The organism is Streptomyces sp. Wb2n-11 (assembly GCF_001049855.1).
Taxonomy (GTDB): Bacteria; Actinomycetota; Actinomycetes; order Streptomycetales; family Streptomycetaceae; genus Streptomyces; species Streptomyces altiplanensis.
Window position 1 is genome coordinate 757,501 of record NZ_CVPB01000001.1, and the last position, 25,921, is coordinate 783,421.

22 protein-coding genes, 1 tRNA gene and 1 pseudogene (1 of these 24 cut by a window edge) are annotated in these 25,921 nt (G+C 69.7%); 15 read left to right on the forward strand and 9 right to left on the reverse strand.

The genetic code is table 11. From position 1 onward, the window contains the following. A protein-coding gene (locus BN1555_RS03320; protein ID WP_093797692.1) for an NADP-dependent succinic semialdehyde dehydrogenase crosses the window boundary here: on the reverse strand, positions 1-1,294 show its 5' portion. Its footprint begins 116 nt before the window's first position; the window shows 1,294 of its 1,410 coding nt (coding positions 1-1,294); it begins with the start codon at positions 1,292-1,294; the stop codon falls past the left edge of the window. A 195-nt stretch (positions 1,295-1,489) separates the two neighbouring features. Between BN1555_RS03320 and BN1555_RS03325 the strand changes: the two genes are divergently transcribed. The 3 genes from BN1555_RS03325 (at position 1,490) to BN1555_RS03335 (ending at position 4,266) form a co-directional block, all read left to right on the forward strand. Continuing rightward, positions 1,490-1,894 (forward strand): hypothetical protein, encoded by a 405-nt coding sequence (locus BN1555_RS03325; protein WP_093797694.1) that lies wholly within the window; start codon positions 1,490-1,492, stop codon positions 1,892-1,894. An 84-nt stretch (positions 1,895-1,978) separates the two neighbouring features. Further along, entirely contained in the window at positions 1,979-2,662 is a 684-nt protein-coding gene (locus BN1555_RS03330) for a DUF6766 family protein (protein WP_218058174.1), read from the forward strand. A gap of 59 nt (positions 2,663-2,721) precedes the next feature. Then, complete coding sequence (locus BN1555_RS03335) at positions 2,722-4,266, forward strand: FAD-dependent oxidoreductase (RefSeq protein WP_093797698.1); 1,545 nt, start codon at positions 2,722-2,724, stop codon at positions 4,264-4,266. A 63-nt stretch (positions 4,267-4,329) separates the two neighbouring features. Here the strand turns inward: BN1555_RS03335 and BN1555_RS03340 are convergent, their stop codons facing one another. Both BN1555_RS03340 and BN1555_RS03345 read right to left on the reverse strand, forming a co-directional pair. Further along, positions 4,330-4,656 (reverse strand): plasmid stabilization protein, encoded by a 327-nt coding sequence (locus tag BN1555_RS03340; protein WP_093797700.1) that lies wholly within the window; start codon positions 4,654-4,656, stop codon positions 4,330-4,332. 102 nt (positions 4,657-4,758) lie between these two features. Next, entirely contained in the window at positions 4,759-5,112 is a 354-nt protein-coding gene (locus tag BN1555_RS03345) for a hypothetical protein (RefSeq protein WP_093797702.1), read from the reverse strand. Positions 5,113-5,349: 237 nt separating this feature from the next. Between BN1555_RS03345 and BN1555_RS03350 the strand changes: the two genes are divergently transcribed. The 5 genes from BN1555_RS03350 to BN1555_RS03370 all read left to right on the forward strand — a co-directional run bounded on the left by BN1555_RS03350 (position 5,350) and on the right by BN1555_RS03370 (position 9,984). After that, positions 5,350-6,153 (forward strand): VOC family protein, encoded by an 804-nt coding sequence (locus BN1555_RS03350; RefSeq protein ID WP_093797704.1) that lies wholly within the window; start codon positions 5,350-5,352, stop codon positions 6,151-6,153. A 21-nt stretch (positions 6,154-6,174) separates the two neighbouring features. Further along, entirely contained in the window at positions 6,175-6,897 is a 723-nt protein-coding gene (locus tag BN1555_RS03355) for a nucleotidyltransferase family protein (RefSeq protein WP_255305849.1), read from the forward strand. Next, positions 6,894-7,148: a hypothetical protein gene (locus BN1555_RS03360; RefSeq protein WP_093797706.1), complete on the forward strand. Its 255-nt coding sequence runs from the start codon at positions 6,894-6,896 to the stop codon at positions 7,146-7,148. Before BN1555_RS03355 ends, BN1555_RS03360 begins: the two co-directional genes overlap by 4 nt. Then, positions 7,145-7,915 carry a metallophosphoesterase family protein gene (locus BN1555_RS03365; protein ID WP_093797708.1) on the forward strand — a complete coding sequence of 257 codons (771 nt, stop codon included), beginning with the start codon at positions 7,145-7,147 and terminating at the stop codon, positions 7,913-7,915. Before BN1555_RS03360 ends, BN1555_RS03365 begins: the two co-directional genes overlap by 4 nt. Before the next feature lie 539 nt (positions 7,916-8,454). Then, a complete protein-coding gene (locus tag BN1555_RS03370; protein ID WP_176709939.1) occupies positions 8,455-9,984 on the forward strand; it encodes an FAD-binding oxidoreductase in 1,530 nt (509 codons plus the stop codon). 442 nt (positions 9,985-10,426) lie between these two features. Here the strand turns inward: BN1555_RS03370 and BN1555_RS03375 are convergent, their stop codons facing one another. Further along, positions 10,427-10,636, reverse strand: coding sequence for a hypothetical protein (locus BN1555_RS03375; RefSeq protein ID WP_093797712.1), 210 nt, complete (start codon positions 10,634-10,636; stop codon positions 10,427-10,429). Positions 10,637-11,233: 597 nt separating this feature from the next. Here BN1555_RS03375 and BN1555_RS03380 point away from each other — a divergent pair. The 4 genes and pseudogenes from BN1555_RS03380 to BN1555_RS03395 all read left to right on the forward strand — a co-directional run. After that, positions 11,234-11,398, forward strand: a pseudogene (locus tag BN1555_RS03380) (ATP-binding protein); the annotation flags it as partial. A gap of 80 nt (positions 11,399-11,478) precedes the next feature. Continuing rightward, the gene (locus tag BN1555_RS03385; protein WP_093797714.1) at positions 11,479-12,198 is read left to right on the forward strand and encodes a leucine-rich repeat domain-containing protein; all 720 of its coding nucleotides are present in this window, start codon (positions 11,479-11,481) and stop codon (positions 12,196-12,198) included. A gap of 289 nt (positions 12,199-12,487) precedes the next feature. Continuing rightward, the gene (locus BN1555_RS38820; RefSeq protein WP_369688936.1) at positions 12,488-12,892 is read left to right on the forward strand and encodes a tryptophan 7-halogenase; all 405 of its coding nucleotides are present in this window, start codon (positions 12,488-12,490) and stop codon (positions 12,890-12,892) included. A 169-nt stretch (positions 12,893-13,061) separates the two neighbouring features. Next, positions 13,062-13,568, forward strand: coding sequence for a hypothetical protein (locus tag BN1555_RS03395; protein ID WP_093797716.1), 507 nt, complete (start codon positions 13,062-13,064; stop codon positions 13,566-13,568). Positions 13,569-14,371: 803 nt separating this feature from the next. Here BN1555_RS03395 and BN1555_RS03405 read toward each other — a convergent pair. Beyond that, positions 14,372-14,445 (reverse strand) — tRNA-Pro (locus tag BN1555_RS03405). A gap of 118 nt (positions 14,446-14,563) precedes the next feature. Further along, entirely contained in the window at positions 14,564-15,490 is a 927-nt protein-coding gene (locus BN1555_RS03410) for an alpha/beta fold hydrolase (RefSeq protein WP_093797718.1), read from the reverse strand. Between the two features lie 193 nt (positions 15,491-15,683). Here BN1555_RS03410 and BN1555_RS03415 point away from each other — a divergent pair, with 193 nt between their 5' ends. Beyond that, the gene (locus BN1555_RS03415) at positions 15,684-19,169 is read left to right on the forward strand and encodes a ThuA domain-containing protein (RefSeq protein ID WP_093797720.1); all 3,486 of its coding nucleotides are present in this window, start codon (positions 15,684-15,686) and stop codon (positions 19,167-19,169) included. 12 nt (positions 19,170-19,181) lie between these two features. After that, positions 19,182-20,048, forward strand: a complete 867-nt coding sequence (locus BN1555_RS03420; RefSeq protein WP_176709940.1) for a sugar phosphate isomerase/epimerase family protein — start codon at positions 19,182-19,184, stop codon at positions 20,046-20,048. 414 nt (positions 20,049-20,462) lie between these two features. Here the strand turns inward: BN1555_RS03420 and BN1555_RS03425 are convergent, their stop codons facing one another. From BN1555_RS03425 to BN1555_RS03435, 3 genes are read right to left on the reverse strand one after another with little or no spacing between them, the layout of a single operon-like run. Beyond that, the gene (locus tag BN1555_RS03425) at positions 20,463-21,266 is read right to left on the reverse strand and encodes an ABC transporter ATP-binding protein (protein ID WP_255305850.1); all 804 of its coding nucleotides are present in this window, start codon (positions 21,264-21,266) and stop codon (positions 20,463-20,465) included. A gap of 2 nt (positions 21,267-21,268) precedes the next feature. Further along, on the reverse strand, positions 21,269-22,294 hold the full coding sequence (locus BN1555_RS03430; protein WP_093797724.1) for an ABC transporter substrate-binding protein: 1,026 nt from the start codon (positions 22,292-22,294) through the stop codon (positions 21,269-21,271). A gap of 51 nt (positions 22,295-22,345) precedes the next feature. Continuing rightward, entirely contained in the window at positions 22,346-23,245 is a 900-nt protein-coding gene (locus tag BN1555_RS03435; protein WP_093803141.1) for an ABC transporter permease, read from the reverse strand. Between the two features lie 767 nt (positions 23,246-24,012). Between BN1555_RS03435 and BN1555_RS03445 the strand changes: the two genes are divergently transcribed. Then, positions 24,013-25,902, forward strand: coding sequence for a DUF2264 domain-containing protein (locus BN1555_RS03445; protein WP_093797726.1), 1,890 nt, complete (start codon positions 24,013-24,015; stop codon positions 25,900-25,902). The last annotated feature ends 19 nt before the right edge of the window (positions 25,903-25,921 follow it).

Below are 25,921 nucleotides of genomic sequence, written 5' to 3' on the forward strand. Positions count from 1 at the left end.
GCAGCGCGGGGTGGGAGGCGGTCATGCCGTTGATGAAGACACCGCCCGCCTCCAGGTCCTGCACGAACCGCTCGACCTCCCCGTCGTCGCGCGTCCACACATTCGAGCTCAGACCGAAGGGCGAGTCGTTGGCGAGGGTTACCGCCTCGTCGAGGTCCGATACGCGGTAGACCGTGGCCACCGGGCCGAAGGCCTCTTCGCGGTGGATTCGCATGGCGTCGGTGACGCCGGTGAGGACGGTGGGCTCGTAGAACCATCCCTTGTCCTGCTTCTCGGGACGTTGCGCTCCGCACTGCACCGTGGCGCCGAGGCGCAGGGCGTCGTCGACGAGCTCTTCGAGATCGGTACGCCCCTGTTCGCTGGCGAGCGGTCCGACGTCGGTGGATTCCCGCATCGGGTCGCCGACGGTCAGTTCCCGCATTCCGGCGGTGAAGCGCTCACAGAAGGCGTCGTAGACGTCGCTGTGGACGATGAAGCGCTTGGCCGCGATGCAGGACTGGCCGTTGTTCTGCACCCTGGCCGTCACCGCTGTACGGGCAGCCCGTTCGATGTCGGCCGACGGCATGACGACGAAGGGGTCGCTGCCGCCGAGTTCCAGAACGGTCCGCTTCACCTCGTCGCCCGCGACGGCTGCGACGGAGCGTCCGGCCGGTTCGCTTCCGGTGAGCGTCGCGGCGGCCACCCTTCGGTCGCGCAGGATGCCCTCGATCGCGCCGGATCCGACGAGCAGTGTCTGGAAGCACCCGTCGGGGAAGCCTGCGCGGCGGAACAGGTCCTCGATGTAGAGGGCGGTCTGCGGGACGTTCGAGGCGTGCTTGAGCAGGCCCACGTTGCCGGCCATGAGCGCGGGGGCGGCGAAGCGTACGACCTGCCAGAGCGGGAAGTTCCACGGCATCACGGCCAGGACGACACCGAGCGGGCGGTAGCGGACGCTCGCCCAGGAGGCACCGGAGTCCGTCACGTCGGCGGCGGAGGGGTGCTCGTCCGCCAGGAGCTGCCGCGCGTTCTCGGCGTACCAGCGCATCGCCTTCGCGCATTTCGCCGCCTCGGCGCGGGCGGCCACGATCGGCTTGCCCATTTCGGTGGTCATGGTGCGGGCGATGTCCTGCTGCTCCTGGTCCAGCAGGTCCGCGGCGCGGTTCAGGAGTTCCGCACGCCGGTCGAATCCGGTGGTGCGGTGGAGCGTGAAGGCGGTCGCGGCGCGTGCCAGGCGGCGCTCGATCTCTTCGGCTCCGAACGCGTCGAACGTCTTGAGCGTCTCTCCGGTGGCGGGGTTCACCGTGGCGATGGGCATGCTGCCGTCCTCCTCGGACTCGGTGCTTCGAGATTTGCGCGGTACGGGCGCTCCCGCAACGCGGCGGGGGCCTCGTCTGCTTCACCTGTCAGGTGGAAGTCCGCCCGGACAAGGAGCGTGGGAGACCGGTCCGGGGAACGCTTCCGGGACTCCTCGGACCGTTCCCGGAGCCGAGGGCGGGAGGTGGTTCCTGCGATGCGCGCTGTGGGCGTGGGTCTGTTCGCGGTCCTGGCATGTCTGGCTCTCTCGGGCTGTTCCTCTCTGGGCGGTCGGGAGGAGGCCGCGGCAGCGGCGGCTCTGCGTTTCGAGGAGAACCTGCGCCGGGCGCAGGCCCTGCCGGGGTGCGACGGCCTGGCTCCCGGTACCCGCGAGGAGCTGGAGGAAACAGCCGGTTCTCCGTGCCCCGCGGCTCTGGCGGCACTGGAGCTGCCGTCGGCGAGCGGGGTGCGCCGGGTGGACGTGTACGGGCACCAGGCCCGTGTCGTCCTCGACGCCGACACGCTTTTCCTCTCGGCCTTCCGCGACGGGTGGAAGGTCGTCGCGGCGGGCTGTTCGGCGCGGCCCGGGCTTCCGTACCAGTGCGATCTGAAGGGCGGGTGAGACAGTGCGGCTGATGTTCGGGCTCTGCCTTTTCGTCGTGTTCGGCGGCCTGGCCTACGCGATCGTGGTGGGGGTGATGCACTGGTGAGCGCATTGCCGCGCTTCTTCCGGGACAACGGCCTGTCCCTGGCGTTCGGCGGCGCTTTTCTGCTCAGCCTGGCCGGTCAGGCCGTCGCGGGCCACGCCGATTTCAACAACCGGCTGATCACGGAGGGCCTGCAGCCCGTCACTTTCCCGGGTTATCTCCGCACGTCCGATTTCGCGGTGGACGTGACGGAGAACTGGCAGTCGGAGTTCTTGCAGTTCTTCCTCTACATCTTCGGCACCGTGTGGCTGCTGCAGCGCGGCTCACCGGAGTCGAAGCGCATGGGCGAGGCGGGCCTGGAGTCCGACGAGAAGCAGAAGACGGGTCGCTACGCGAGGGAGGACTCTCCCCGGTGGGCGGCCGCGGGCGGGTTCCGTCAGTCGCTCTACTCGCGCTCCCTGGGCCTCGTCATGGGCCTCGTCTTCCTGCTTTCCTGGCTGGCCCAGTCGGTCACGGGAAACGTCGCCCACAACGAGGAGCACCTGCGCGATCTCCAGGCACCGGTCAGCTGGGGCGCGTACCTGCTCTCCGCCGACTTCTGGAACCGCACGCTGCAGAACTGGCAGTCGGAACTGCTCGCGGTGGCCTCGATGGTCATTCTCTCGGTCTATCTGCGTCAGCGTGGTTCGCCCGAGTCCAAGCCGGTCGGCGCACCCCACCGGGCCACGGACGTCGAGGGCTGAGGCGCGCCACCGTCAACGCGTCACCGTTAACCGGAACGCAAAAGGGGAAGCCGAGAACCATGGCTGCAGAACGCCGGACTGTGGACGAGTCGTACTGGATGGCCACGGCCCCCGGGACCCGCTGTCCGCCTCCGGACTCCGATCTGACCGCGGATGTCGCCGTGATCGGTGGCGGCATCGCCGGCCTGTGCACCGCTTGGGAACTGGTCCGGGCCGGCCTGGACGTCGTACTCCTGGAGGCGGACAGGATCGCCGCCGGAGTGAGCGGGTACACCACGGCGAAGCTGACGGCGCTGCACGGTCTGGTGTACGCGAGGCTGGAGGCGAGGTACGGCCCCGACGGCGCCGCGCTGTACGCCCTCTCGCAGCAGGACGCTGTCGAGCGGACAGCGGCGCTGTGCGACGAGCTGGACATCGACGCCGATCTGGAGCGGACGGCCGCCTGTACGTATCTGGAGGATCCGCGGCGGACGGAAGAGCTCAGGGCCGAGGCCGAGGCCGCCCGGCGGGCCGGGCTCGACGCGTCGTTCGTGACCGGGACGGAACTGCCGTTCCCGGTGGCCGGGGCGGTGCGGGTGGAGGGGCAGTTCCAGTTCCACCCGCGCAAGTTCCTGCTGGCCCTGGCCGAGCGGATCACCGCTGCGGGCGGGCGCGTCCACGAGCGCACGCGCGTCACCGGGCTCCACGACGGTGTGCGCTGCCGTCTGTCGACCGAGGGCGGGCTCACGGTCGAGGCGCGTGACACCGTCGTCGCGACGCATTACCCCGTCTTCGACCGCACACTGCTGTTCACCCGCCTGAAGCCGAGGCGGGAGCTGGTGATCGCGGCTCCGGTGCCTTCCGGTGCCGCGCCGACGGGCATGTACCTGAGTCCGGAGGACGGGGTGCGTTCGGTGCGCAGCGCGCCGTACGACGACGGACGGCGGCTGCTGATCGTCACGGGCGAGACGTTCGAGCCGGGCGCCGGGGACGTACGGGAACGGTTCGCGCGCCTGGACGGGTGGGCGCGGGAGCGGATGCCGGGCTTCGCCGAGGCGGAGCGGGCCTACCGCTGGTCGGCGCAGGACAACGACTCGAGCGACCATCTGCCCTACGTCGGGCACGCGCATCCGGGCACCCAGCACGTCTACGTGGCGACGGGCTTCGGCGGCTGGGGCATGAGCAACGGCGTGATGTCCGGCCGTCTGCTCGCGGCCCACATCGCGGGTGGCCCCCGGCCCGCGTGGACCGATCTGTACGACCCGCGGCGACTGCCCCAGGTGCGCGAGACGGCGGAGCTGGCGAGGTTCCAGAGCGCTGTCGCCCGGCACTTCCTGGGCGACCGCCTGCACACCGGGCACGTCGACTCGGTGGACGAGATCCCACCGGGCAGCGGCGCGGTCGTCCGTCTGGAGGGCAAGCGCTGCGCCGTGTACCGCGACGAATCGGGCGAGACCTCCGCCGTTTCGGCGCGGTGTACGCACCTGGGCTGTCTGGTGCACTTCAACGATGCCGAGAAGGTCTGGGAGTGTCCTTGCCACGGCTCGCGCTTCGGGACGGACGGCACGGTCCTCCACGGCCCGGCCACGCGCCCGCTGGAGCCGCGTGGCCGCCCGGCCGGTTGAAGCCTTCCGGCACTTCTGACGCTTCTGACGCTTCTGACGCTTCTGACGAGAGGCTCTCGTCGCTCAGGATTCTTTGAGGGAGCGCTGGAGCTCGGACTTGTTCATCGACGAGCGTCCGTGGATGTTGCGGCGCTTCGCCTCCGCGTACAACTGGTCGTACGTCTGCCCCTCCGAGCCGCTGTGGGACCGCTTCCCGCCTCGCTTCGAGGGCGACTCGCCCTGCGTGGAGCTCTTGCTCGCCGTCTTGGACTCGCCGGAGCGCGCGCGCTCCTTGTTGACGGTGCGCGAAGCGATTTCCTTGGCCCTCTTGTTGCTCTCGCCTCGTTCTTCTGCGCCTTCCTTGATGTGTTCGTACTGGCGTTCCCTCTTGGAACTCGAACCCTTGGGCATTTCTCCTCCTCCGAGCATCGAATCAGTGGGCCGCTTCCTTCTGGTCAGCAGCTTCCGCCCACCCTGCGTCCGGTGTCTCCTCTCCGCAAACGCAGCTTCCATTCATTCCCACCGCTGGGATTGCGAGCCCGTTTCCGGCATTCGGCGCGACCACCGGCAGACCATCCGGAGCGCGTAAAGGAGCGTCACAGTCCAAGTGAGCGCGAAGGCCGAGACGAGCATCGGTGCGGATGTCCTGACCGCCGGTACCAACAGGAACGCGGAAATCGCCACCAGGGAGCAGAGGAAAACGCCGCGCCGCCGGTCCCTCAACCCCTTGAGAAACTGGACCGCGGGCGCCGGCCGACGTCGCATCGTCCGCAGTTTGAGCTCCAGCACGGCGTCGCTCCGGCGCACCGAATGCTCGATCCCGGCCAGGATCCGCCGTTCGTCATCCGTGAGACCGGCTCCGTCCATCTGCGAACCCTCCTCACGGCTTTTCGGTCACCCCGGGTCACCACTCCGGGGCACCGTGCGCGCATCACGGCTGGATCAATGAACGGCGAGTACCCTCCGAGCACAGGACCAGACCCTCAATTCCATGATCAGCCGCCTGCTCCGGGCGTTCATGTGGCTCGCCACCATGAGAGCCCGGGGGCAGGATGGAATACGAAACCGGCCCTACACGCTCCCATTCGACCAGGACACAGTGCGATGGAAATGGAAACGACGGCCGCAGGCACCACATCGAGCCACGAGGTATTCGGCGCTCCGTGCTGGATCACCCTGATGGCGCGCGCTCTGGAGCCCGCCCAGGCCTTCTACGGAGCGGTTCTGGGCTGGGAATTCCGGCAGGCCGGACTCGGTCGCGGATTCAGCATCGCTCTGCTCGACGGGGCACCCGTCGCCGGAATCGGCGTACTCGACACCGCCTTGCAGGCGCCTGTCACCTGGACGCCCTACTTCGCTGTCGCCAGCGTGGACGAAACCGCGAGCCGGATCCGTGAGCGAAGCGCCACCGTCGCCGTGGGGCCTCTGCGGTTCGCCACCGGCCGCGGGGCCATCGCGGCGGACCGGGACGGCGCCGTCTTCGGCATCTGGGAGGGAGAGCTCTTCTCCGACTGGCACGTGTGGCGCAAGAACGCACCCGTCTGGCTGCGCCTGCGGACCCGGGACGCGTTCGATGCGGCGATCTTCTACGGCCAGGTCCTCGAATGGGCGAGCGGTCGCCCCGGCTGCTGCGAGGTCGAGTACCAGGAGGACGAGGTCGTACTGCTCCAGGACGGACACATCCTGGCGCGGCTGAGTTCCGGTGCGGTCGACACGGCGCCCGATCCGCTGATCCAGCCCCGGTGGCACGCCCACTTCCCCGTTCCCGACGTGGAGGCCACCGTGCAGGCGGCGCTCCGGCACGGCGGCTCCGTCCTCGGGCAGGGTCCCACCCCCTACGGCACGGAAACGACGCTGCGCGATCCGAACGGCGCGCTTTTCACCGTCACCAGCGCAGCGCCCGGATAAGCCGACGAGGAAGGTGCACCCGTGCGCGGTTACTCACAAGACGCCTCCCAGCCCGGCGACCGGGCCGGTCCGGCCGGTCCGGCCGGTCTGGGACTGACCGCGGGAAGCCCTGCGGACAGCGGCCCCGCCGGGGCGCACGGCGGTACCTGGCCGCACGGCGGTGCCCGGCCGCTGCCGCCGGACCGCACACAGGCCATCCTGGAGGCCACCAAGCACGTGGCTGCCAGGCTCAAGAGCGGTGGGTACCCGTTCGCCCTGGTCGGGAGCGTCGCCGCCTACGCGCACGGCGTGCCGGCCAGCCTCCAGCACGACGCCGACTTCTGCATCCTGCGTGAGGACGCGGAAGCCGTGACCGCGTCTCTCGAGGCCGCCGGGATCGAGGTGCGTGTCCCGCCGGAGGACTGGCTGATCAAAGCACGGAGTCACGGCGAGGAGATCGACCTGATCTTCGAACTGGCCCGGCAGCCGGTGACCAGAGAACTGCTGAGCCGGGCCCAGATCCTTCCGGTGGACTCGGTGCACATGCCGGTGCTGTCGCCCACCGACCTCATGGGCAGCCAGCTCGATGCCTTCTCGGAGCACCACTGCGACTTCGGGGCCGTACTCCCCATCGCCCGGACGCTGCGGGAGAGGATCGACTGGAGCCGCCTGCGCCGCGAGCACCAGGACTCACCGATGCCGGACGCGTTTCTCTACCTTCTCGAACGTCTGGACGTCATCGAACCACGGGAGGCAGCACCGTGAACGACACATGCGCCGCCGAGTACCGCATCGCCCACCTGCGGGAGCATCTGGCCGGCGGCGATTTCGCCGAAATGGGCGTACGGATCGAGCTGCGCGGAAACAGTGTCCTGATCGCCGGCACCGTCTCCAGCACCGCCTGCCGGGACGAGATCCTCCGTATGGCCGAGGACGAGCTGGCCGGGCTTCCGCTGCACGAGGACCTGGTCGTGGTCTCCGCCACCGCCCCCGACCGCCCCGAGGAGCTCGCGTGATCCGGATCGCGGCCGTCGGCGACATCCATCTGGGGCCGGACAGCGCGGGGGTGCTCCGGCCCGCGTTCGAAACCGTGAGCGACCGCGCGGACCTTCTGCTGCTCGCCGGAGACCTGACGCGGCACGGCACGGCCGGGGAGGCGGCCGTGGTCGCCCAGGAGGTGGCCGGGCTCGGTGTGCCCGTGGTGGCCGTCCTGGGCAACCACGACTACCACAGTGACCAGCAGGCCGAGGTGACCGCGGTGCTCGACGAGGCGGGCGTGACCGTTCTGGAGGGCCGGGGCACCGTGCTGGACATCGGCGGGGTGCTGGTCGGCGTCGCCGGGACCAAGGGCTTCGGCGGCGGATTCGCCGGCCGCAGCGGCGGCGAGTTCGGCGAACCGGAGATGAAGGAGTTCATCCGGTACACCCGGCGGTGTGCGGAGGGACTGCGCCGCTCCCTGGACGAGCTGAAGGAGCGAGGTTGCGCCGTACGCATCGCGTTGACGCACTTCGCTCCCGTCCCGGACACCCTGGCGGGCGAGCCGCCGGAGATCTTCCCCTTTCTGGGCAGCTACCTGCTGGCCGAGGCGGTGGACGAGTCCGGGGCCGACCTCGCGGTGCACGGCCACGCGCACCTGGGCACCGAACACGGGATGACCAGCGGCGGGGTGCGTGTGCGCAATGTCGCCCAGCCGGTGATCGGCCGTGCCTTCGCCGTCTACCACCTGCCGGTCCGCGTCGCGGCGGACAGCACGACGGACGGCATTCCTGTCGCGGCCGAATGATCCTGCTCCCGAGGCCGAAGAACATCGGCAGCCTCCGCCCGCACCTCCCGGACGGCGCTCCGCCCGGGCCGACCACCCTGTTCCGGTCCGGCATCAGCCCGTACGGAACCTTCCGTGACCTTTCGTACGGACATGGGCGCCCGGCTCACCGCGGTGGCGACCGGAGTGCGGCGGAAAGGGGCCGCGGCCGGATGCGGCCGCGGGCCAACGGCCCCTCACTCCGCCGTCGGGCCGCAATGCCCGGGAGCAGGTGTCGCCCCAAGGCGTAGGGCGGGAGGAGGTTGCCCGGATCCGTGTCGCCGTTGCCCCCTGGGCGGCGGCTCGGCTGTGCGTCCGGGGCGGGTGGCGGTGAGGGCGGCCGCGTGTCCCTGGCCCTGTTCCGCCTGCGAGCCGCGGGTCAGTACGACTAACTGTCGGCTGGCGGCGTGGCGTGCCGGGTTCTTCCCGGTGATCGGCACGATGAGGCGGGCAGCCCGGCGCCGGTTCGGCGAATCCATGCCGGGCGTGTGTTCGGGACGAGAGGTTCGGAGGACGCAATGGTGGTCACTCGGCGAAAGGTCCTGTGGCGCGGAGCGCAGGCCGTGGGCCTGGCCGGTGCAGGCTGGATGACCGAGGGTGTTGCTCGGGCCACGTCTGCGCGGCCCGAGCCCACCGGGGGAGGCAGCCTGCCGGCCTCGGCGTGGCGAGAGCTCGAACGGGCGCTGAGCAGCGGAGCGGGGCCCTACCGGCCGGGCGGCGACGCGTATGAGAAGTTGGTGCTGCCGGACAACCGGCGCTACGCGGCGGTGCGGCCGGCGGGCATCGTGGCGTGCGCCACGGAGAAGGACGTGCGAGCGGCTGTGGGCTGGGCGGCCGATCACGGGATGCCGTTCGCCATCCGTTCGGGTGGCCACAACTACGCCGGCTACTCGACCACCACGGGGCTGTTGATCAGCCTGCGCCGCATGCGCAGTGTGGTACCCGGCGGCCGCCGGCTGGTCCTGGGCGGAGGGGCCACCAACTCCGACGTCTATGAGGCGAGAGCGGCGAATCTGTACTTCCCCGGCGGCCGTTGCCCCGGTGTGGGAGTGGCCGGGCTGGCCCTGGGCGGCGGCTTGGGTTTCAACGACCGCAAGTGGGGCCTGACGTGTGACCGGCTGGTGGAGACCCGCCTGGTGCTGGCCGACGGATCCCTGGTGCGGGCCAGCGAGCGGGAGAACGCGGATCTGTTCTGGGCCTGCCGGGGTGGGGCCGGCGGGAACTTCGGCATCAACACCGGTTTCACCTTCGAGGCTGTCGATGTATCCGCCCAGCGCGCCACCGTGTTCGACCTGGTCTTTCCCGCCCGGCGGGGGGGCGAGGTGATGGACGCCGTACAGGATGCCCTGGCCGCAGACGAACACAACGCTTTCGACGTGCGTATCGGCTTCAAGAACGAAGGCATCGGCAGGGGTGGCACGCTGTGGCTGCTGGGCCAGCGCCTGGGTGACGAGGACGGGCTGCGCCGGGCGCTCGCGCCCGTACTGGCTCTGCGTCCGCAGAAGGCATTCGTGCAGGAGAGGCACTTCTGGGACGCCCAGGACTACTTGATGGAACTCCCCGGTCGGCCTGCGGCCAGCGCCTCCAAGTCACTGGTGCCGGACGACCGCATCGGCCGACCCGCCGTCGAGGACATCATCGGCTGGATCGAAGACTGGCAGCCCGGGCAGAAGGGCAACGCCGGCTACGTCACGCTGTTCGCGATGGGCGGCTCCAGCGCCCAGCCCGCGCCTGGCGACACCGCCTACCCGCACCGTCAGGGGACGTTCGTCATCGATGTCGGCAGTCACTGGCACGCCGACACCCCCCAGCAGACCGTCGGCCGCCTTCTCGCTCAACTGCGGACCATGCACCACACCCTGCGAGGCAGGCTGGAGACCTCCGCCGCATACGTCAACTTCCCCGACCCCGACCTGCGCGACTGGCAGCACGCCTACTACGGCGCCAACTACAAACGTCTCCTCGACGTCAAGCGCCACTACGACCCAACCCGCCTGTTCCGCTACGGCCAGGGCATCGGCGTCACCGATACCACGGCGTCGCACCCCTGACCCGGCCCTGGTCTCGGCCGGCCCGAAGACCGGCGGAGCGCGGGAGGTGGGCTTCATCCACACCACCGTTGACGCCGGGCACAGCGTCGGATACCAGCGAGTCGAACTCCGCGATGCGACGGTTACAGCCACTATGTGCTGGCACCTCGCTCGGCTTGGCGGCAGGGAACCGCGCCGAACCGAACAAACAGCCACCTGGCCGACGTTGTCCTCCACCGCGATCGGAGCGAAATTCCTCATGAGCGGTGGAGGCCGTCAGGGTATGTGTAATCAGTACTTGAGTGTCGAAGTCTCCCCGTGATGCTGGACACTCGACGCTTACGCCGCGAGGCCGTGTTCTGGCTCGTGCCGCTGCCGGGTCTCCAGCGGGATGAGATGGCCCCAGAGTCGATGCCTCCGTAGCCGCTTGCGGTGATAGAAGGTTTCGATGAAGGTGAAGATCTCAGCGCGGGCAGTGGTCCGGCCGGGCCGGCGGCGGGCGCCGGTCCCCGCTTTCAGCAGCGCGAAGGAACTCCCGGCGGCGGGCGGCGCGGGCCTGCTCGCCGGCCATCCAGCCGTAGAAGGAGGAGCGGGCCACCTTCAGCAGCCGGCACAACAGAGCGACTGGGTGGGTGGTCTTCCCCGCCTCGATGAACGCATACACGGCGTTCATCGACCGCTCTCCTTCGCGAAGAAGACCGCCGCTTTTCACAGCACCTCGATCGTCTCGGCCTGCTCACGGTTCTGTCGCCGCAGCCGACGCAACTCCTCCCGCTCCGCGCTCGTGAGCTCGCCGGCACCCCCTGTCCGCGGTCGATCGTGTCCTGCCTGACCCAGTTCCGCAGCCCCTCGCCACTGACCCCGACCCCCGGGCCGCTGAAATTTCCCCGTGCAGGTGGGCACACGGTTATTGATTACGCGACGAGCGTGAATTCAACGCTGCGGGGTCGGCGTTCGTATTCGTCGAGCCGAGGTGTTCGTTGGCGGAGTGCCGACGGCGGATGTTGTAACGGATCAGCCAGGCGAAGACCTTCTCTCTGCAGGCGGTGGCGCCACCGCACTGCCGTACCGGTAGTCACCGGACGGGAACGCCCACGTCCAGAGACACGCCCCCACACGTGTCCAGACAATCGGTTGGCTCTATTCACCAGTAGTGCCGTCGGCTGTTCGCGGGTTTGGGAGGCACCCAGATTCACGGTCGGGTGATGTTCACGAGTTTTGACAGCACTGTCGTTTGGAGAGTCAGACCGTCGGATGGTGCCATCACCCATCCTCACTGTCGTTTGGCGGCTGGACCAAGGCCTTCACCGGCCCATGCCTCTGCGCGGCCATCGTTGACCGCCTCACCTTCAACGGCACGATCGTCGAGACCGGCACCGACTCCTACCGACTCGCCGACACGCGCGCACGCACTGAACATGCCGAGGTCGGCTGATCCCGTTCCGAATTCGCCGCCCGTCCCGATGCCCCGGGTGAGAATCAAGGCCCAGGACCACTGACGAGGGTGAGAAGGCCGTGAGGCACGCACTGAACCTATGGCGTCAAGAACTCGGAGAAGTACCCGACTCGGTCTGGCAACAGACCGAACTCCGCGTGCTGATCCTTGCCGACAACGGGCTCACGGCCCTCCCACCGGAGATCGAACGACTGCACCGGCTGAGGACCCTGGACCTGGGCCACAACACGCTCACGTCGATTCCCGACGAGCTGGGCAGGCTGACGGAGCTCAGCGACTGCCTCTACTTGCACGACAACCAGCTGTCACGGATTCCGGAGGCCGTGGGAAAGCTGGCCAGGCTGCGATACCTCAACATCGGCGAGAACTCCCTCACGACCCTCCCCGAGGCCATCGGGAGGATGACCAGCCTCATCGAGTTCAGGGCACAGCACAACCAGCTGACCACGTTGCCCGACTCCATCGGCCGGCTCCGCAACCTGCGTGAGCTCTGGCTCCGGGGAAACACGATCGAGCACTTGCCGCCGTCGACAGCCGAACTGCACGAACTTCGTCACCTGGACCTGCGCGAGAACTCCGTGGCGGAGCTGCCGCCGTCACTGGCCGGCCTGCCGCGGCTGCGCCAGATCGACCTGCGAAGCAACCGCCTCAGCCACTTGCCGGGCTGGCTCACACTGCTCCCATCGCTGGAGAAGCTCGATCTGCGATGGAACGACATCGATCCTTCCCTGCCGCTGCTGACCGAACTCGAGCGACGGGGATGCGTCGTCTTGACGTGAGTGAGACGACACGCGATCTCTCCCAGCAGTGCCGTCATTTTCTCCTGAACATCTACGAGCAAGTTGATCATTAAATGCCGCTGAAACTCGCCGGCAAACGCTGCTGCTGAAGATGAACGAAGCCAATCGGTGGACGAAGCCGCTACACCGTGCCGCCTGGCAGACCTGCCACGCGTGTGCACTCGGAAACTGCTGTCCTCCACATGATCACAACAGTTTCTTCGGTCATGGCGCTGTCGGAGCAAGCCGTCCGCACAGGGTGTGGCTGTGGGCGGATCCCTTACCGGTGGTGTGCTGCACACCAGCCGACCGGATCCTGTCGCACCCACCGGCCGCAGGAGCACCGCGCCGGGCCCCGGCCCACAGTGCGCGGCTGGATCGGGCGTGGGGCGACGGGTGGATCGCAGCCGGGGACGCCGCTGCCGCCTTCGACCCCCTGTCCTCCCAGGGCATCCTGACCGCCCTCACCACAGGACTGGCCGCCGCCCAGGCGCTCGACGCCCACCTGCGCGGCGACCCCGCCACCCTCACCCGGTACGGGCAGCAGGTGGACGCCGCCTACCTGCACAACCACCGCATCGCCTACCGGCAGGAGACCCGCTGGGCCGGCCACCCCTTCTGGGCCCGCCGCCACCCGGTCGGCCGCCTGACCGACCGTCCGAACAAGCAACCCCTCCAAGGAGTACCGGCATGACCACCACGTCCCAGACCCACACCGGATCCGGCAAGGACCGGCACGGCCACCGTTTCCTGCTCATCGGCGAGAAGACGGTTTCGCCTTCCAGATGATCGCCAAGTTCGGCCTGGACGCGAAACTGCGAGAGCAGTAACTCAAGGACCTCGAAGCCCACCGGAACGAGCGGGTGCACTACTCGCTGTTCTCCGAGGGCCACTGGCCGCTCAAGGAAATCGTCGACGGCACCCGCACCTCCCTGCCCGTCGAGCTCGAACGGGTAAATGTCTACACCAACGGCAACCGCACCTTCACCACCCTCCTCGCCGCGACCACCGCGACCTGCCGCGCGGAGGACGTCGCGCACTACCAGTCGCTCGCCGCCACCACCTACCCCGACTACCTCACCTGCCCGGCCTTCGGTGAGGGAGACGAGGTCCACTTCGCCCATCAGTTCGCCGCCCCCAAGAACTGGGACGAAGTCATCACCACCACCCAACCTCAGAGCTTCCAGCAGACCGACCTCACTCACGCGAAGGCCGTCACCATCCCCGCCATCAAGGACTCCAAGGGCGTGCTCGACAAAAGCCTCCTGACAACGGGCCAGAAATACGAGGGCACGATCGACAGCCGCAAGGTCTCCTTCACCGCCGGCCGACAGGGCTGGCGGAACCACACCAGCCTCAACAAGCAGTAAAGGATTACCTGCTGGCCCACCGCATCACGCTACGGGCCCACCAGCGCACGAAGGGACTCATTCACCTCCGATGGGATGAAAGCTCTGAAAGCAGGGCAGAAGGCAAGGTCCGCATATGGTGACTGATCTTGATAAAAGATCTCTCAGCGCGTTCTCGCAGGCAGGAGCGGGAGCCGGGTGACCAAAGCGATGGCTGCGCGCGCAAGACATCAACACCACCAACTGGATCTGGACCGTCCGGCGCCAGACCACCCCCGCTCCCGGCGCCTCACCGACAAGGGGACGAAGGGGCAAGCGAGCCCGCCAGGTCCCCGTCATCGATGGGGATCCACCCCTCGTCGCGCAGCGCATCCCGGCCGCCGGCCCCGGTCCCGACGCGCGCGTGTTCACCGGACCCCGGGGCGACCGCATCTCCACCGCGGTCCTGCGCGACGCGACCCACTGGGACGGCGTCGTCACGAAACTCGGCTACGAGCACCTTCGCCGCCACGGCCTGCGGCACACAGGACTCACATGGTTCGCCGACGCCGGGTCCAGGGGCACGTCCCACACAAGATCGCCGGGCACGGCTCTCCGGCCACCACGCAGCGTCACCTGTACCCCGACGTGCACAAGATCACCGCCGCCGGCGCCGCCCTCTCGGCTCACCTCAGCGCGCTCCGCGCACCCCGGTTCCCGCCGAGCCCCATCATGGTCACCCACCGGCACGGTCAAGACGGGTTGGTCCCAACCGGTCCCCAAAAACGATCAAGGGCCGGTTTCAGATTCCTCTGAAACCGGCCCTGACCTGCGACTCTTTCGAGTCGGGACGACAGGATTTGAACCTGCGACCCCTTGACCCCCAGTCAAGTGCGCTACCAAGCTGCGCCACGTCCCGATGCCCGTCTGGCCTGGAGTTTCCCCTGGCTGAACGTGCTTGAGAACAATACCGCACTTCGACCGGTGATCACGAACCCCATTTCGCGCCCCGCGGGGGAGGCGAAGCGAGGCGCACGTCAGACGCGCTTGTCGAGCCAGGCGGTCAGGTCGTCCTGGACCTCGTCCCGGTTGGTCTCGTTGAGGATCTCGTGGCGGGCGCCCTCGTACCCCTTCCAGGCGAGGTCCTCGGTGCCGAGGTAGCGGAAGTCCTCCAGGAGCTCGTACACGAGGGTCATCTTCTGGTTGCAGGGGTCCTCCGTGCCCACGGCGATGTGGACGGGCAGGTCGGCGGGGACGCGGGCGAGACTGCGCGGGTCGTTGATCTTGCGGATCGCGCGCACCCAGTCCAGGGCGAGGCCCGCGCTGAAGGCGAAGCCGCAGCGCTCGTCCGCCGCGTACACGTCGACCTCGGCCTCGTCGCGGGAGAGCCACTCGAAGCCCGTGCGGCGCGGATACGGGTCGTTGAAGGAGGAGAAGAGGGTGGGGATGTACGAGGAGAGGGCCGTGCGGCCGCGCTCCGCGACCTCCGCCTCCAGGCCGGCGATCGACTCCTGGAGTTCGGCCCCCGGAAGCGTACGGAAAGTGCCGGACAGGATGATGCCGGCCAGGCCGTCCGGGTACTCCTGGGCGTAGTCGCGGGCCAGCATCGAGCCGAGGCTGTGGCCGAGCAGCACGACGGGCAGGCCCGGGTGCAGCGCCCTGGCCTGGTCGCCGACCGCCTTGAGGTCGTCGACCATCGCGCGCCAGCCGTTCTCTCCGGCCACGCCGTAGCCGCCGGTGGTGGCGGCGGTCGCGCCGTGGCCGCGGTGGTCGGAGGCGATCACGCCGTAGCCGTGGGAGACCAGGTGCTGTGCGAACCGGTCGTAGCGCAGGGCGTGCTCGGCCGCGCCGTGGGCGATCTGGACGAGGGCGCGGGGCCGCCCGCTGTCCGGAAGCCAGATGTACGCGGCGATCTGTGTGCCGTCGGCGGCGGTCGCCGTTCCCGTGCGGTGCGGAGTGCTCATCGGGCACGCCTCCTGGTGTCTGTGGTTCCGGGTGCTGAGTGTGCTGAGGCTGACTCTCCCCAGGGCCGGACGCCTCACACCAGGCTCCTGCCGACCCATTGACCCCTTCGTGGGCGGGAACCTACTCTGAGCGACGCACTCCAGAAAGCGCTTTCTAGCCCCGTTAGCCGCCTCACCAGCACCGGGAGCGCCCATGAGTCGTCCCGCGCGAAGATTCCTTCTGTCCTTCACCGCCGTCGGAGCCCTGCTGGCACTGATCCTGGGACTCGGGATGGCCTCGCCTCCCCGCGCCGAGGCAGCGCCTTTCCGCGTTCTGGTCTTCTCCAAGGTCACGAATTTCGCCCACGACTCGATTCCGGCGGGGATCGAGGCGGTCGAGAAGCTCGGCCGTGAGAACGGTTTCGAGGTCGAGGCCACCGAGGACGCCGCCGCCTTCACCGACACCAACCTCGCCCGCTTCCAGGCGATCGTCTTCAACAACACCAACTCCACTCCGGAGAAGGGCGACCTGCTGGACGCCGGGCAGCGGGCAGCCCTGCAGAAGTTCGTACGCTCCGGGGGCGGCTGGGTCGGTCTGCACGCCGCGTCGGCCAGTGAGCGCGACTGGGGCTGGTACGAGGGCCTGGTCGGCGCGATCTTCGACAAGCACCCCGCCGTACAGACGGGGCGGGTGAAGGTCCTGGACCGGGCGCACCCGTCCACCAAGGGGCTGCCGGAGCTCTGGGAGCGTACGGAGGAGTGGTACAACTGGCGCACCAATCCGACCGGGAAGGTGCACACCCTCGCACAGATCAAGGTGCGCGACGGCATCGCCGGCCTGGACGAAGGCGTCGACCACCCGTGGTCCTGGTGCCAGAACTACGACGGCGGAAGGTCCTGGTTCACCGCGGGCGGCCACGACAAGGCGGCGTTCCAGGAGGAGGACTTCCTCCAGCACGTCCTCGGCGGCATCCAGTGGGCCGCGGGCAGCAAGCCGGGCGACTGCACGGCGACGAAGACCGGCTCCTTCCAGCGCACCGCGCTGGCCACGAACGACCTGGCCGACCCGTTCGAACTGGCCGTCGCGCCCGACCGGCGGGTCTTCTTCATCCAGCGCACCGGCAAGCTGAAGGTCATCGACCAGACGACGCTCAGGGTCTCGACCGCGCTGGACTTCGCGTACACACCGGAGATGACGAGCCAGTCCGACGGTCTGCTCGGGCTCGCCCTCGACCCGGGGTTCGAGAAGAACAGGTGGCTGTACCTGCTGCACTCCGACAAGACCGAGAAACGGCTCAACCTGTCCCGCTTCACCGTGAGCGGTACGGGGGGCGGCACCACGGTCGACCCCGCCTCCGAGAAGCGGCTGCTGACCATCCCCACGCTGCGCGGCGAGGGCCGGGCCAACTCCCACATGGCCGGGTCGATCGCCTTCGACACGTCGGGCAGCCTGTACGTCGCCACCGGTGACAACACCGACCCGTTCGCGTCCGACGGCTTCGCACCGATCGACGAGCGCGAGGGGCGCCGCGCCTGGGACGCGCAGGGCACCTCGGGCAACACGAACGACCTGCGCGGCAAGGTGCTGCGCATCACCCCGCGGGACGACGGCACGTACACCGTCCCGGCCGGGAACCTCTTCGCGCCGGGGACGGAGAAGACGCGGCCCGAGATCTACGCGATGGGCATGCGCAATCCGTTCCGGATCACCACCGACCCGCGGAGCGGTGCGCTGATGGTCGCCGACTACGGGCCGGACGCCCGCCAGGCGAAGGCCGACCGCGGTCCCGAGGGGACCGTGGAGTACACCCGCATCACGAAGGCGGGCAACTTCGGCTGGCCGTACTGCATCGGCGACAACACCCCTTTCCACGACTACGACTTCGCCACGAAGACCTCGGGCGGGAAGTTCGACTGCGGATCGCTGGTCAACGATTCCCCGAACAACACCGGACTGCGTGAGCTGCCGCCCGCCCAGCCCGCCTCGGTCTGGTACGCGTACTCGGCGTCGCCCGAGTTCCCCGAGGTCGGCACCGGGGGCGGCGGGCCGATGAGCGGTCCGGTCTACGACTACGACGAGGCCAACCCGTATCCGACGAAGTTCCCCGAGTACTTCGAGGGGAAGTGGTTCACCTACGAGCTGACCCGGCAGTGGTTCAAGACCTTCTCCGTGCAGGAGGAGGACCAGACTTTCACCGACCCCCGCTTCGCGCCCGTCAGGGCGGGCGATCTCCAGTCGATCAACCCCGTCTTCGGCGACATGAAGTGGAACCAGCCCTTCGACGCCGACTTCGGGCCCGACGGAGCGATGTACGTCATCGACTTCGGCCTCGGCAGCGGCACGGGACGCGGTGGCAGCAACGACGGTGCGGGCATCTACCGCATCGACTACGTCGCCGACGGGCAGCTGCCCGCCGCCAGGGCGACCGCGAGTCCGGACAGCGGTCCCGCGCCGCTGACCGTGGAGTTCTCCAGCGCCGGGTCGGGGCTGGAGGGCGGTGAACCCGTGACGTACGCCTGGGACTTCGACGGGAACGGCACGACGGATTCCACGGAGGCGAACCCCACCCACACCTACCGGACCAAGGGCCGCTTCACCGCCCGCCTCACGGTCGGTGCGCCCAAGGGCCTGACGGGACTCGCCGTGCAGGAGATCACCGTCGGGAACAGCCGGCCGGAAGTGACCCTCCAGCAGCCGCCGGACGGCGGGATGTTCAGCTTCGGCGACACCATCCCCTTCACCGTCAAGGTCAAGGACCGGGAGGACGGGCGGCCCGTCGACTGCTCGCGGGTGGTCGTCCAGTCCCAGCTCGGCCACGACAGCCATCTGCATCCACTGGACAATTACACCGGGTGTACGGGTGAGATCGTGACCGATGCCGGGGACAGTCACGGCCCCGGCCAGAACCTGTACTACGGGATCACCGCGCAGTACGAGGACAAGGGCGGCCCGGACGGCGTCCCGGCCCTCACCGGCTCCGCGTCGCTGACGCTGCGCCCGGCGCTGCGCGAGGCCGAGCACTTCACGGCGACGGGCGGCGCTCACGACGGCGCCGTGGTCGCGAGCCGTGCGGACGCCTCGGGCGGGAAGCGGCTGACCGAGATCGAGGACGGCGACTGGATCTCCTTCGACCCGGTGCACCTCAAGGGCATCGACTCGGTGACGGTCGGCGCGGCGTCCGGCGGCATCGGCGGTGACATCGAGTTCCGCACGGGATCGCCGGCCGGTCCGCTGCTCGGAAAGGTGAGCGTGGCGAACACGGGCGGCTGGGGCAACGTCGTCTCGCCGACCGCCGAACTGGCGGACCCGTCCCCGGGCGGCACGATGAAGCTGTACGCCGTGTTCACCAACCCGCAGTGGTCGGCGGACAAGCCGGACCTCTTCGCCGTCGACTGGCTGCACTTCAACGGCCGCGGCGTCGAGGGGAAGCCGGGCACGAAGGTCTCCGTGACCGCGGTTCCGGCCGGGGGCGGCGCACCGCTGGCGGTGAAGCTCACCGGCGAGGTGAAGCCGCTGCCGGGCCGCACCATCGCCTCGTACCACTGGGACTTCGGCGACAACGCGAAGCCCGCGCCGGGCACGGAGGGCCCCGCGGCGGAGCACACGTACGCCAGGAAGGGGACGTACACCGCGCATCTGACCGTCACCGACGACAAGGGTGACACGACTTCCGGAGCAGTCCGGATCGACGTGAGTTGAGGTGGGCCGGACATGAACAGCAGCACACGGCGCTCGTTCCTCGGTACGGCCGTCGGGATCGCCGCGGCGGCCGGGATGGCGGGCGGCACGGTGGCGGCGGAGGCGGCGGAGGCCGTCGGTCCGCGGCGGCGCATCCCGCCGTCCGGCATCGGGATGCACCTCTACACCATGCGCACCCCCCTGGCGAAGGACTTCAGGGGGACGCTCGCCCGCCTCGCGGAGATGGGCTACGCGACCGTCGGGGTCAGCGGCAGACACGGGAACAGCGCGGCGGACATCCGGCGGATGCTCGACGGGGCCCGGCTCAGGGCGGTGCTCGAACACGTCGCGTACACCACCGTTTCGGGCAGCGGCCTGCCGCAGGCCGTCGACGATGTCGTCACGCTCGGCGGGAAGTGGATCGTCGTGCCGAGCCTGCCGGGTGCGATGCACAGCCCGGCCGGCTTCCGGGAAGCCGCACGGCAGTTCAACAAGGCGGGGCTCGCGGCCCGTGAGAAGGGCCTGAAGGTGCTCTTCCACAACCACGGCGGCGACCATGTGGTCAGCGGAGGCGAGAACCTCTACGACATCCTGCTCACCGAGACCGATCCGGAGCTGGTGGGCTTCGAGCTGGACGTGTACTGGGCGGCCAGGGGCGGCGCCGACCCGGCGCGGCTCTTCGTCGAACACCCGCGGCGCTTCCCCGCCCTGCACGTCAAGGACATGGCGCCGGACGGGGACTTCGCGGACGTGGGCTCCGGGGTGCTCGACTTCCCGGCGATGTTCGACAGGGCGCGACGGGGCGGCGTGAAGCAGTGGCTGGTGGAGCACGACGCACCGGCCGACCCCTTCGCGACCGCGCTGAACAGCTACGGGTATCTGTCCCGGCTGCGGTACTGAGTACGCGGCCGGGGCTGCGGCACCGAGGGCGGCCGTCGGCCCCGGACGTTCAGGTGCGTCCGGGGCCGGCGACGGGCGCGGTCCTGCGGGTGCTCGCCGGAGCGACGGCGGATGCCTCCGCGGGGCCGGCCGTACGGCAGACGGCCGACTGGGCGGAGTCCGACGCGGCCGTCGCCGGCTGGAGGCCGGGTACATCGAGTATGCCGAGTGCCCCGAGGACGGCCGGGAGGCGGACGCCGAAGCGGCCCCGGCTCCGGCCGCGCTCACGTGGCGCAGGTGCACGGCGCGGCCGGTCCGCGAGTCGCGGGCCGGTTCGCGGGCATGGGGCATGACGGCGCGACGCTCCTCACCGTCCGGGCGGACACGCCGCAGGACGCCTTCGCACCGGGGTGGGCGCCGGATCCGGCCGGTGCGTCAGTCGCCCGCGGCGGCCGTTCCCAGGAGCTCCCGGATGTGCGTCGTGGCGTCCCGGAACTCGGGCCGCCCCATGGTCTGCGCGTAGTCCCGCTCCGCGCCCATCCCGACCTCGACGATCTCCGTGATCGTGCCGGGCCTGGGGCTCATCACCACCACCCGGTCCGCGAGGTAGACCGCTTCCGAGATGGAGTGGGTGACGAGCAGGACGGTGGTGCCGGTCTCGCGCCAGATGCGGTTGAGCTCCATGTTCATCTGCTCGCGGGTGAGCGCGTCCAGCGCGCCGAACGGCTCGTCCATGAGCAGTACGGGCGGCTCGTGCAGCAGCGCACGGCACAGTGCGACCCGCTGCTGCATGCCGCCGGACAGCTCGTGCGGGTAGGCGTCCTCGAAGCCGCCGAGCCCGGTCATCGCGATCAGTTCGGCGGCGCGCTCACGGGCCCGCGCGGCCGGCATCCTGCGCATCTCGGCCTGGAGGAGGATGTTGCGCCGGGCCGAGCGCCACTCCAGGAGTGCGGCGCGCTGGAAGACGTAACCGATGTCGTGGCGCGGCTCCTTCACCTGCTCGTCGCGGAGCCGGACCTGGCCCGAGGACGGCTTCAGCAGGCCGGCGACCAGCTTGAGGAGCGTCGACTTGCCGCAGCCCGAAGGGCCGACGATCGCCACGAACTCGCCCGTCGCGACGTCGAGGCAGACGTCGCGCAGCGCGGTGACGTCCCTGTTCTTCGTGCGGAAGCGGACGGCCACGTCGTCGATGCCGACCGCCGCGGACGTCGCCGCGCGGAGCGTTGCGTTCCTGGCCATCGTCATCCCTTCGGCGCCGTACCGGCGTCCCAGTACTCCGACACGTCCTTCGGGCTCCTGACCATCCCGGCCTCGGCGAAGACGTCGACGGTCTGCTTCCAGTCGGCCTCGGTGTTGACGCCGGGCGCCTTGCCCTCGGTCGCGTCGGTGTGTAGCAGCGTCAGCGTCGTCCTGAACTGCTCCGACAGCACGTCCTCGGGCGGGAGTTGCTCCGATGCCCCGTCCATCGAGGCGATCGCAGGCCCGGGCGCCTTCTCGGCCTCCGCCCAGGATTCGCTGACGGCCTGGACCATGCGCTTGGCGACGTCCGCCCTGGGGCCGGCCAGACTCTTCGGTCCGGCGATCAGGCCGTTGGAGTAGAAGTTCAGGCCGTGCTCGGAGAAGCGCAGGTAACCGACGTCCTTCTTCGCCTTGTTCCGCATGGCCGGGCCCTGGTCGCTCGCGTAGCCGAGCAGCGCGTCGGTCTTGCCGGAGATCACCGCGGCGATCTTGCCCGCCGGGTCGGTGTTCTGGACCTTGACGTCGGACTCCGCCAGGCCGTTCTTCTCGAGGAAGATCGGGAAGGTCTTGGAGAGGGCGTCGCCCGCCGTGCCCGCGATCGTCCTGCCCTTGAGGTCCGCGGGCGTCTCGATGCCCTGCGCGTCGAAGAACTGCACGGACGCGGGCGTGGTCTGGAGGAAGACGCCGAGGCTCTTGACCTTCACGCCCTGGTCGACTCCGGCGAGCAGGGCGGGGGTGTCGGCCCAGCCGAAGTCGGTCTGGCCTGCGGCCGTCGCCTGGACGGTCTTCTGCGATCCCTGACCGGCCCTGATCGTCAGGTCGATGCCGTGCTTCTCGAAGACCTTCTTCTGCTTGCCGTAGTAGAAGGGGGCGTGTTCGCCGTACGGGTACCAGTTGAGCGTCAGCGTGACCTTGTCGAGCTTCTTGCCGGAGTCGCTCGTGCTGGTGGCGGAGCCGTCCTCGCCGCAGGCGGCCGTGGCGACCAGCATCAGAGGTACGAGTCCGATCAGAAGTCTGCGCGCATGCATGGGGCCGGCCCTCTCGGAGTCAGTACGCGATGAGTACGCGTCGGTACGCGGTCAGTACGTGGTGGTGACGGACGCGTCCCGGCGGCTCGCGTGCCACGGGAGCAGCAGCTTCTCGGCGATCTCGACGAGGACGAAGAGGACGACGCCGATCAGTGACATGACGAGCAGTCCGGCGAAGAGCATCGGGGTGTCGAGGTTCCCGTTGGCCTGGAGGATCACGTAGCCGAGCCCTTCGTTGGCGCCGACGAACTCGCCGACGACGGCGCCGGTCACGGCGAGCGTGACGGCCACCTTGAGTCCGGAGAAGAGGTGCGGGAGGGAGGCGGGGAAGCGGATCTTGACGAAGGTCTGCCAGGGGCTCGCCCCCATGGTCGCCGACAGTTGCAGCATTTCGGGGTCGACCGCCTTGAGGCCGGTCACCATGGAGATCACGACGGGGAAGAAGGCGATCAGCACGGCGATGAGGATCTTCGGCGCGATGCCGAATCCGAGCCAGACGACGAACAGCGGCGCGATGGCGATCTTCGGTACGACCTGGGCGAAGAGCAGGACCGGGTAGAGCGTCCTCTCGACCGTCGACGAGTAGACCATCACCACCGCCGCGAACACGCCGACCACGGCCGCGATCAGGAAACCGAGCAGTGTCTCGTAGATGGTCACCCAGCTGTGCTGCGTGAGGTAACCCGTCTTCTGCGTCAGTACGTCGAGCGTCGCGCCGGGTGAGGGGACGAGGTACGCCTCGACCAGCTCGGCCGCGGCGACCGTCCACCAGGCGGCGAGCAGGGCCATCAGGAGGGCGGCCGGGCGCCAGCTCTTCTCCGCCGCACCGAGGAACCGTTCGCGGGCGCCCGGCTTCTCCCGCACGGCGACTCCGTCGGCCGGGGCCGCTCCGCCCGCCGTTTTCCCGGCCGCCGTCGTTGACGTTCCCGGCGCTCCCGGCGCTCCCGGCATGACGTGCTGGCTCACGGTGAACTCCTCAGGAATACGGAGGCAGTTGCGAAGAGCTGGGTGGCTAGGAACCGGAAAACACTTTCAGAAAGCGCTTTCTGACGAGGTGTCGCCACGCTAGTGACCGGCCGTACGCACGGTCAATAGGCCGTCCCGAAGTTTCGGAACCCTGCCGCCACCGCCCCCCACGGGATCGGGTCGAGTGCACGGGAATCACCGGCCCAGGTGACGCTGGAGGCCGTCGCCCGCCGCGCGGGGGCCTCCCCGGCCACGGCGTTCCGAACGCTCAACGGCACCACCCGGGCCCGCGAAGACCTGCGGGTGCGCGTGCGCCGCCGCCGACGCGCTCGGCCGCCTCCCCGACGCCCATGCCCAGGCGCTCGCCGACGCCCCGACAACACCGTCGGAGTCGCCCGCCACGACGTCGGCGCCCCCTGCTTCGCCGCGATCGCCGGCGGAGTCGTGCGGGCGGCCGCCGAACGGGGCCTGCTCGTCATGCCGGCCTCCACCTTCCGGAAGCCGGGCCGGGAGACCGCGTACGTCTCCCTGCTGCGTGCGCAGTGCGCCCGCGCGATCCTGCCGATCGGCCCCGGCTTCGTGTCCTCAGTCGCCGGAGGGGCTCCATCGGAGCCTGTCCGGCGACTGAGGACACGCCCGAAGGGCGCCCGGGGGCCTGGCGCCTGCCCCGGGTTCGGGAAGGGGCGAGCAGGGGAACAAGCCCGCCGCAAGCACCCCGCCCCGCCCACTCCCCATTCCGAGGAGCCCCCGCGATGCCCGCCCCCTACCTGCGACTCCCCCCGACCGACGGCCTGCGGTCCCCCCGCACCGGATGGACCCGCGCCCACTGGGAAGCCATGGCCGACCACCTCCTGGCCTCCCTTGTCCCGTACGCGACACCGTGCTTCGCCCAGTACCGGCTCCCCGGACGAGGCAGCTGGTCGGGAGTGGTCTCGGACGGCCTCGAAGGCTACGCACGCTCATTCCTGCTGGCCTCCTTCCGGATCGCCGGATCGGGCGGTGACGTCGGTCCGCGCCTGATCGAAAGGTACGCGCAGGGTCTGACAACGGGCACCGACCCGGACCCGGGCTCCGGAGAGGCCTGGCCGCGCCTCACCGACTGCTCCCAGCAGATGGTCGAGGCCGCCTCGATCGCCGTCGGCCTGCACGAGACCCGCCCCTGGATCTGGGACCGTCTCGACACCCGTGTCCAGGAGCGGGTGGCCGACTGGCTCTCCGGCTTCGTCGGCGGCCGCACCTGGGACAACAACTGGCGGCTCTTCCAGGTCGTGTCCGAGCAGTTCCTGGCCTCCGTCGGCGCGCCGCACAGCCGCTCCGACATCGAGGGCGGCCTGGATCGTATCGAGGACTGGTACGCCGGCGACGGCTGGTACACCGACGGCGACGGCCGGAACTTCGACTACTACATCGGCTGGGCGATGCACCTCTACCCGCTGCTGTGGTCCCGAATGGCAGGCGACGACGACGGCGGCCGCACCCCCGTCTACCGGGACCGCCTCTCCCGGTTCCTCGCCACCTACCCGCACTTCTTCGGCGGCGACGGCTCCCCCGTCCACCAGGGCCGTTCCCTCACCTACCGCTTCGCATCCGTCGCCCCCGTATGGATGGGCGCGCTCGCCGACTGCACCCCGCTGGAGCCGGGCCTCACCAGGCGCCTCGCCTCCGGTGCGCTCCGGCACTTCGCGGAGCGCGGCGTCCCCGACGAGCGGGGGCTGCTGCCCCTGGGCTGGTACGACACCTTCCTCCCCACGACCCAGTCCTACTCGGGTCCGGCGTCCCCCTACTGGGCGAGCAAGGGCTTTCTCGGCCTTCTCCTGCCCGTCGGCCACCCCACGTGGACCTCGCGCGAACTGCCGCTCCCCGTCGAGGAGTCCGACCAGTACACCGCGCTTCCGGCCCCCGGCTGGCTGCTCCACGGCACCCGCCACGACGGCATCGTGCGCCTCGTCAACCACGGCAGCGACCACAATCCGCTCACCGGCGACGCCGAGGACGATCCGCACTACGCGAAGTTCGCCTACTCCACGGCGACGGCGCCCGACGCCGCCGCGCACGCCTGGGCGCGCGCCGTCGACAACCACCTCGCGCTCCTCGCACCCGACGGCACCCCTTCACGCCGCCGCCGGATCAACCCCGGCGACTGCGCGGGACGCACCGCCTCCTCCTGGCACGTCGCGCACCTTCCCGGCGACGAGCGGGAGTTCCGTATCGACACGACCAGCGTGCTGTACGGGCCGTGGGAGGTACGGGTCCACCGGGTGGAGGCCCCGGAGGGAGCGGGCGTGCGCGAGGGCGGCCACGCGGTGGCGGGGTCCGAGCGCCCCTGGGCGGAGACGGGCCCCGGCTGGGCCCTGGCCCGTACGGCCGAGGGCCTGACCAGCACGGTCGTCGCGCTGTGCGGCTGGGACGCGGAGGAGGCCGCGGTCTCGCGCGACGTCCAGGCCAATGCGTACGGTCCGCACTCCGCGACACCGTTTCTGCGGCTCGGCGCCCATCCGGGCGGGCACAGCGTCCAGGTGTCCCTGATCGCGCTGTCCCGGGACACGGTCCACCCCCAGACGCTGCGCGAGGCCGTCACGGTCGAGGTCTCGGCCGGATCGGTCCGGCTGTCCTTCCCCGACGGAACGGTCGCGGACGTATGACGACACCGCACGACGGGTG

What these genes read in the sequence shown, in the direction of transcription:
- BN1555_RS03325 (WP_093797694.1), top strand. Translation starts at nt 1,490, where the DNA reads ATGCGCGCTGTGGGCGTGGGTCTGTTCGCGGTCCTGGCATGTCTGGCT.
- BN1555_RS03335 (WP_093797698.1), top strand. Translation starts at nt 2,722, where the DNA reads ATGGCTGCAGAACGCCGGACTGTGGACGAGTCGTACTGGATGGCCACG.
- BN1555_RS03340 (WP_093797700.1), bottom strand. Translation starts at nt 4,656, where the DNA reads ATGCCCAAGGGTTCGAGTTCCAAGAGGGAACGCCAGTACGAACACATC.
- BN1555_RS03345 (WP_093797702.1), bottom strand. Translation starts at nt 5,112, where the DNA reads ATGGACGGAGCCGGTCTCACGGATGACGAACGGCGGATCCTGGCCGGG.
- BN1555_RS03350 (WP_093797704.1), top strand. Translation starts at nt 5,350, where the DNA reads ATGGAAATGGAAACGACGGCCGCAGGCACCACATCGAGCCACGAGGTA.
- BN1555_RS03375 (WP_093797712.1), bottom strand. Translation starts at nt 10,636, where the DNA reads ATGAACGCCGTGTATGCGTTCATCGAGGCGGGGAAGACCACCCACCCA.
- BN1555_RS03410 (WP_093797718.1), bottom strand. Translation starts at nt 15,490, where the DNA reads ATGAGCACTCCGCACCGCACGGGAACGGCGACCGCCGCCGACGGCACA.
- BN1555_RS03415 (WP_093797720.1), top strand. Translation starts at nt 15,684, where the DNA reads ATGAGTCGTCCCGCGCGAAGATTCCTTCTGTCCTTCACCGCCGTCGGA.
- BN1555_RS03420 (WP_176709940.1), top strand. Translation starts at nt 19,182, where the DNA reads ATGAACAGCAGCACACGGCGCTCGTTCCTCGGTACGGCCGTCGGGATC.
- BN1555_RS03425 (WP_255305850.1), bottom strand. Translation starts at nt 21,266, where the DNA reads ATGGCCAGGAACGCAACGCTCCGCGCGGCGACGTCCGCGGCGGTCGGC.
- BN1555_RS03430 (WP_093797724.1), bottom strand. Translation starts at nt 22,294, where the DNA reads ATGCATGCGCGCAGACTTCTGATCGGACTCGTACCTCTGATGCTGGTC.
- BN1555_RS03435 (WP_093803141.1), bottom strand. Translation starts at nt 23,245, where the DNA reads ATGCCGGGAGCGCCGGGAGCGCCGGGAACGTCAACGACGGCGGCCGGG.
- BN1555_RS03445 (WP_093797726.1), top strand. Translation starts at nt 24,013, where the DNA reads ATGCCCGCCCCCTACCTGCGACTCCCCCCGACCGACGGCCTGCGGTCC.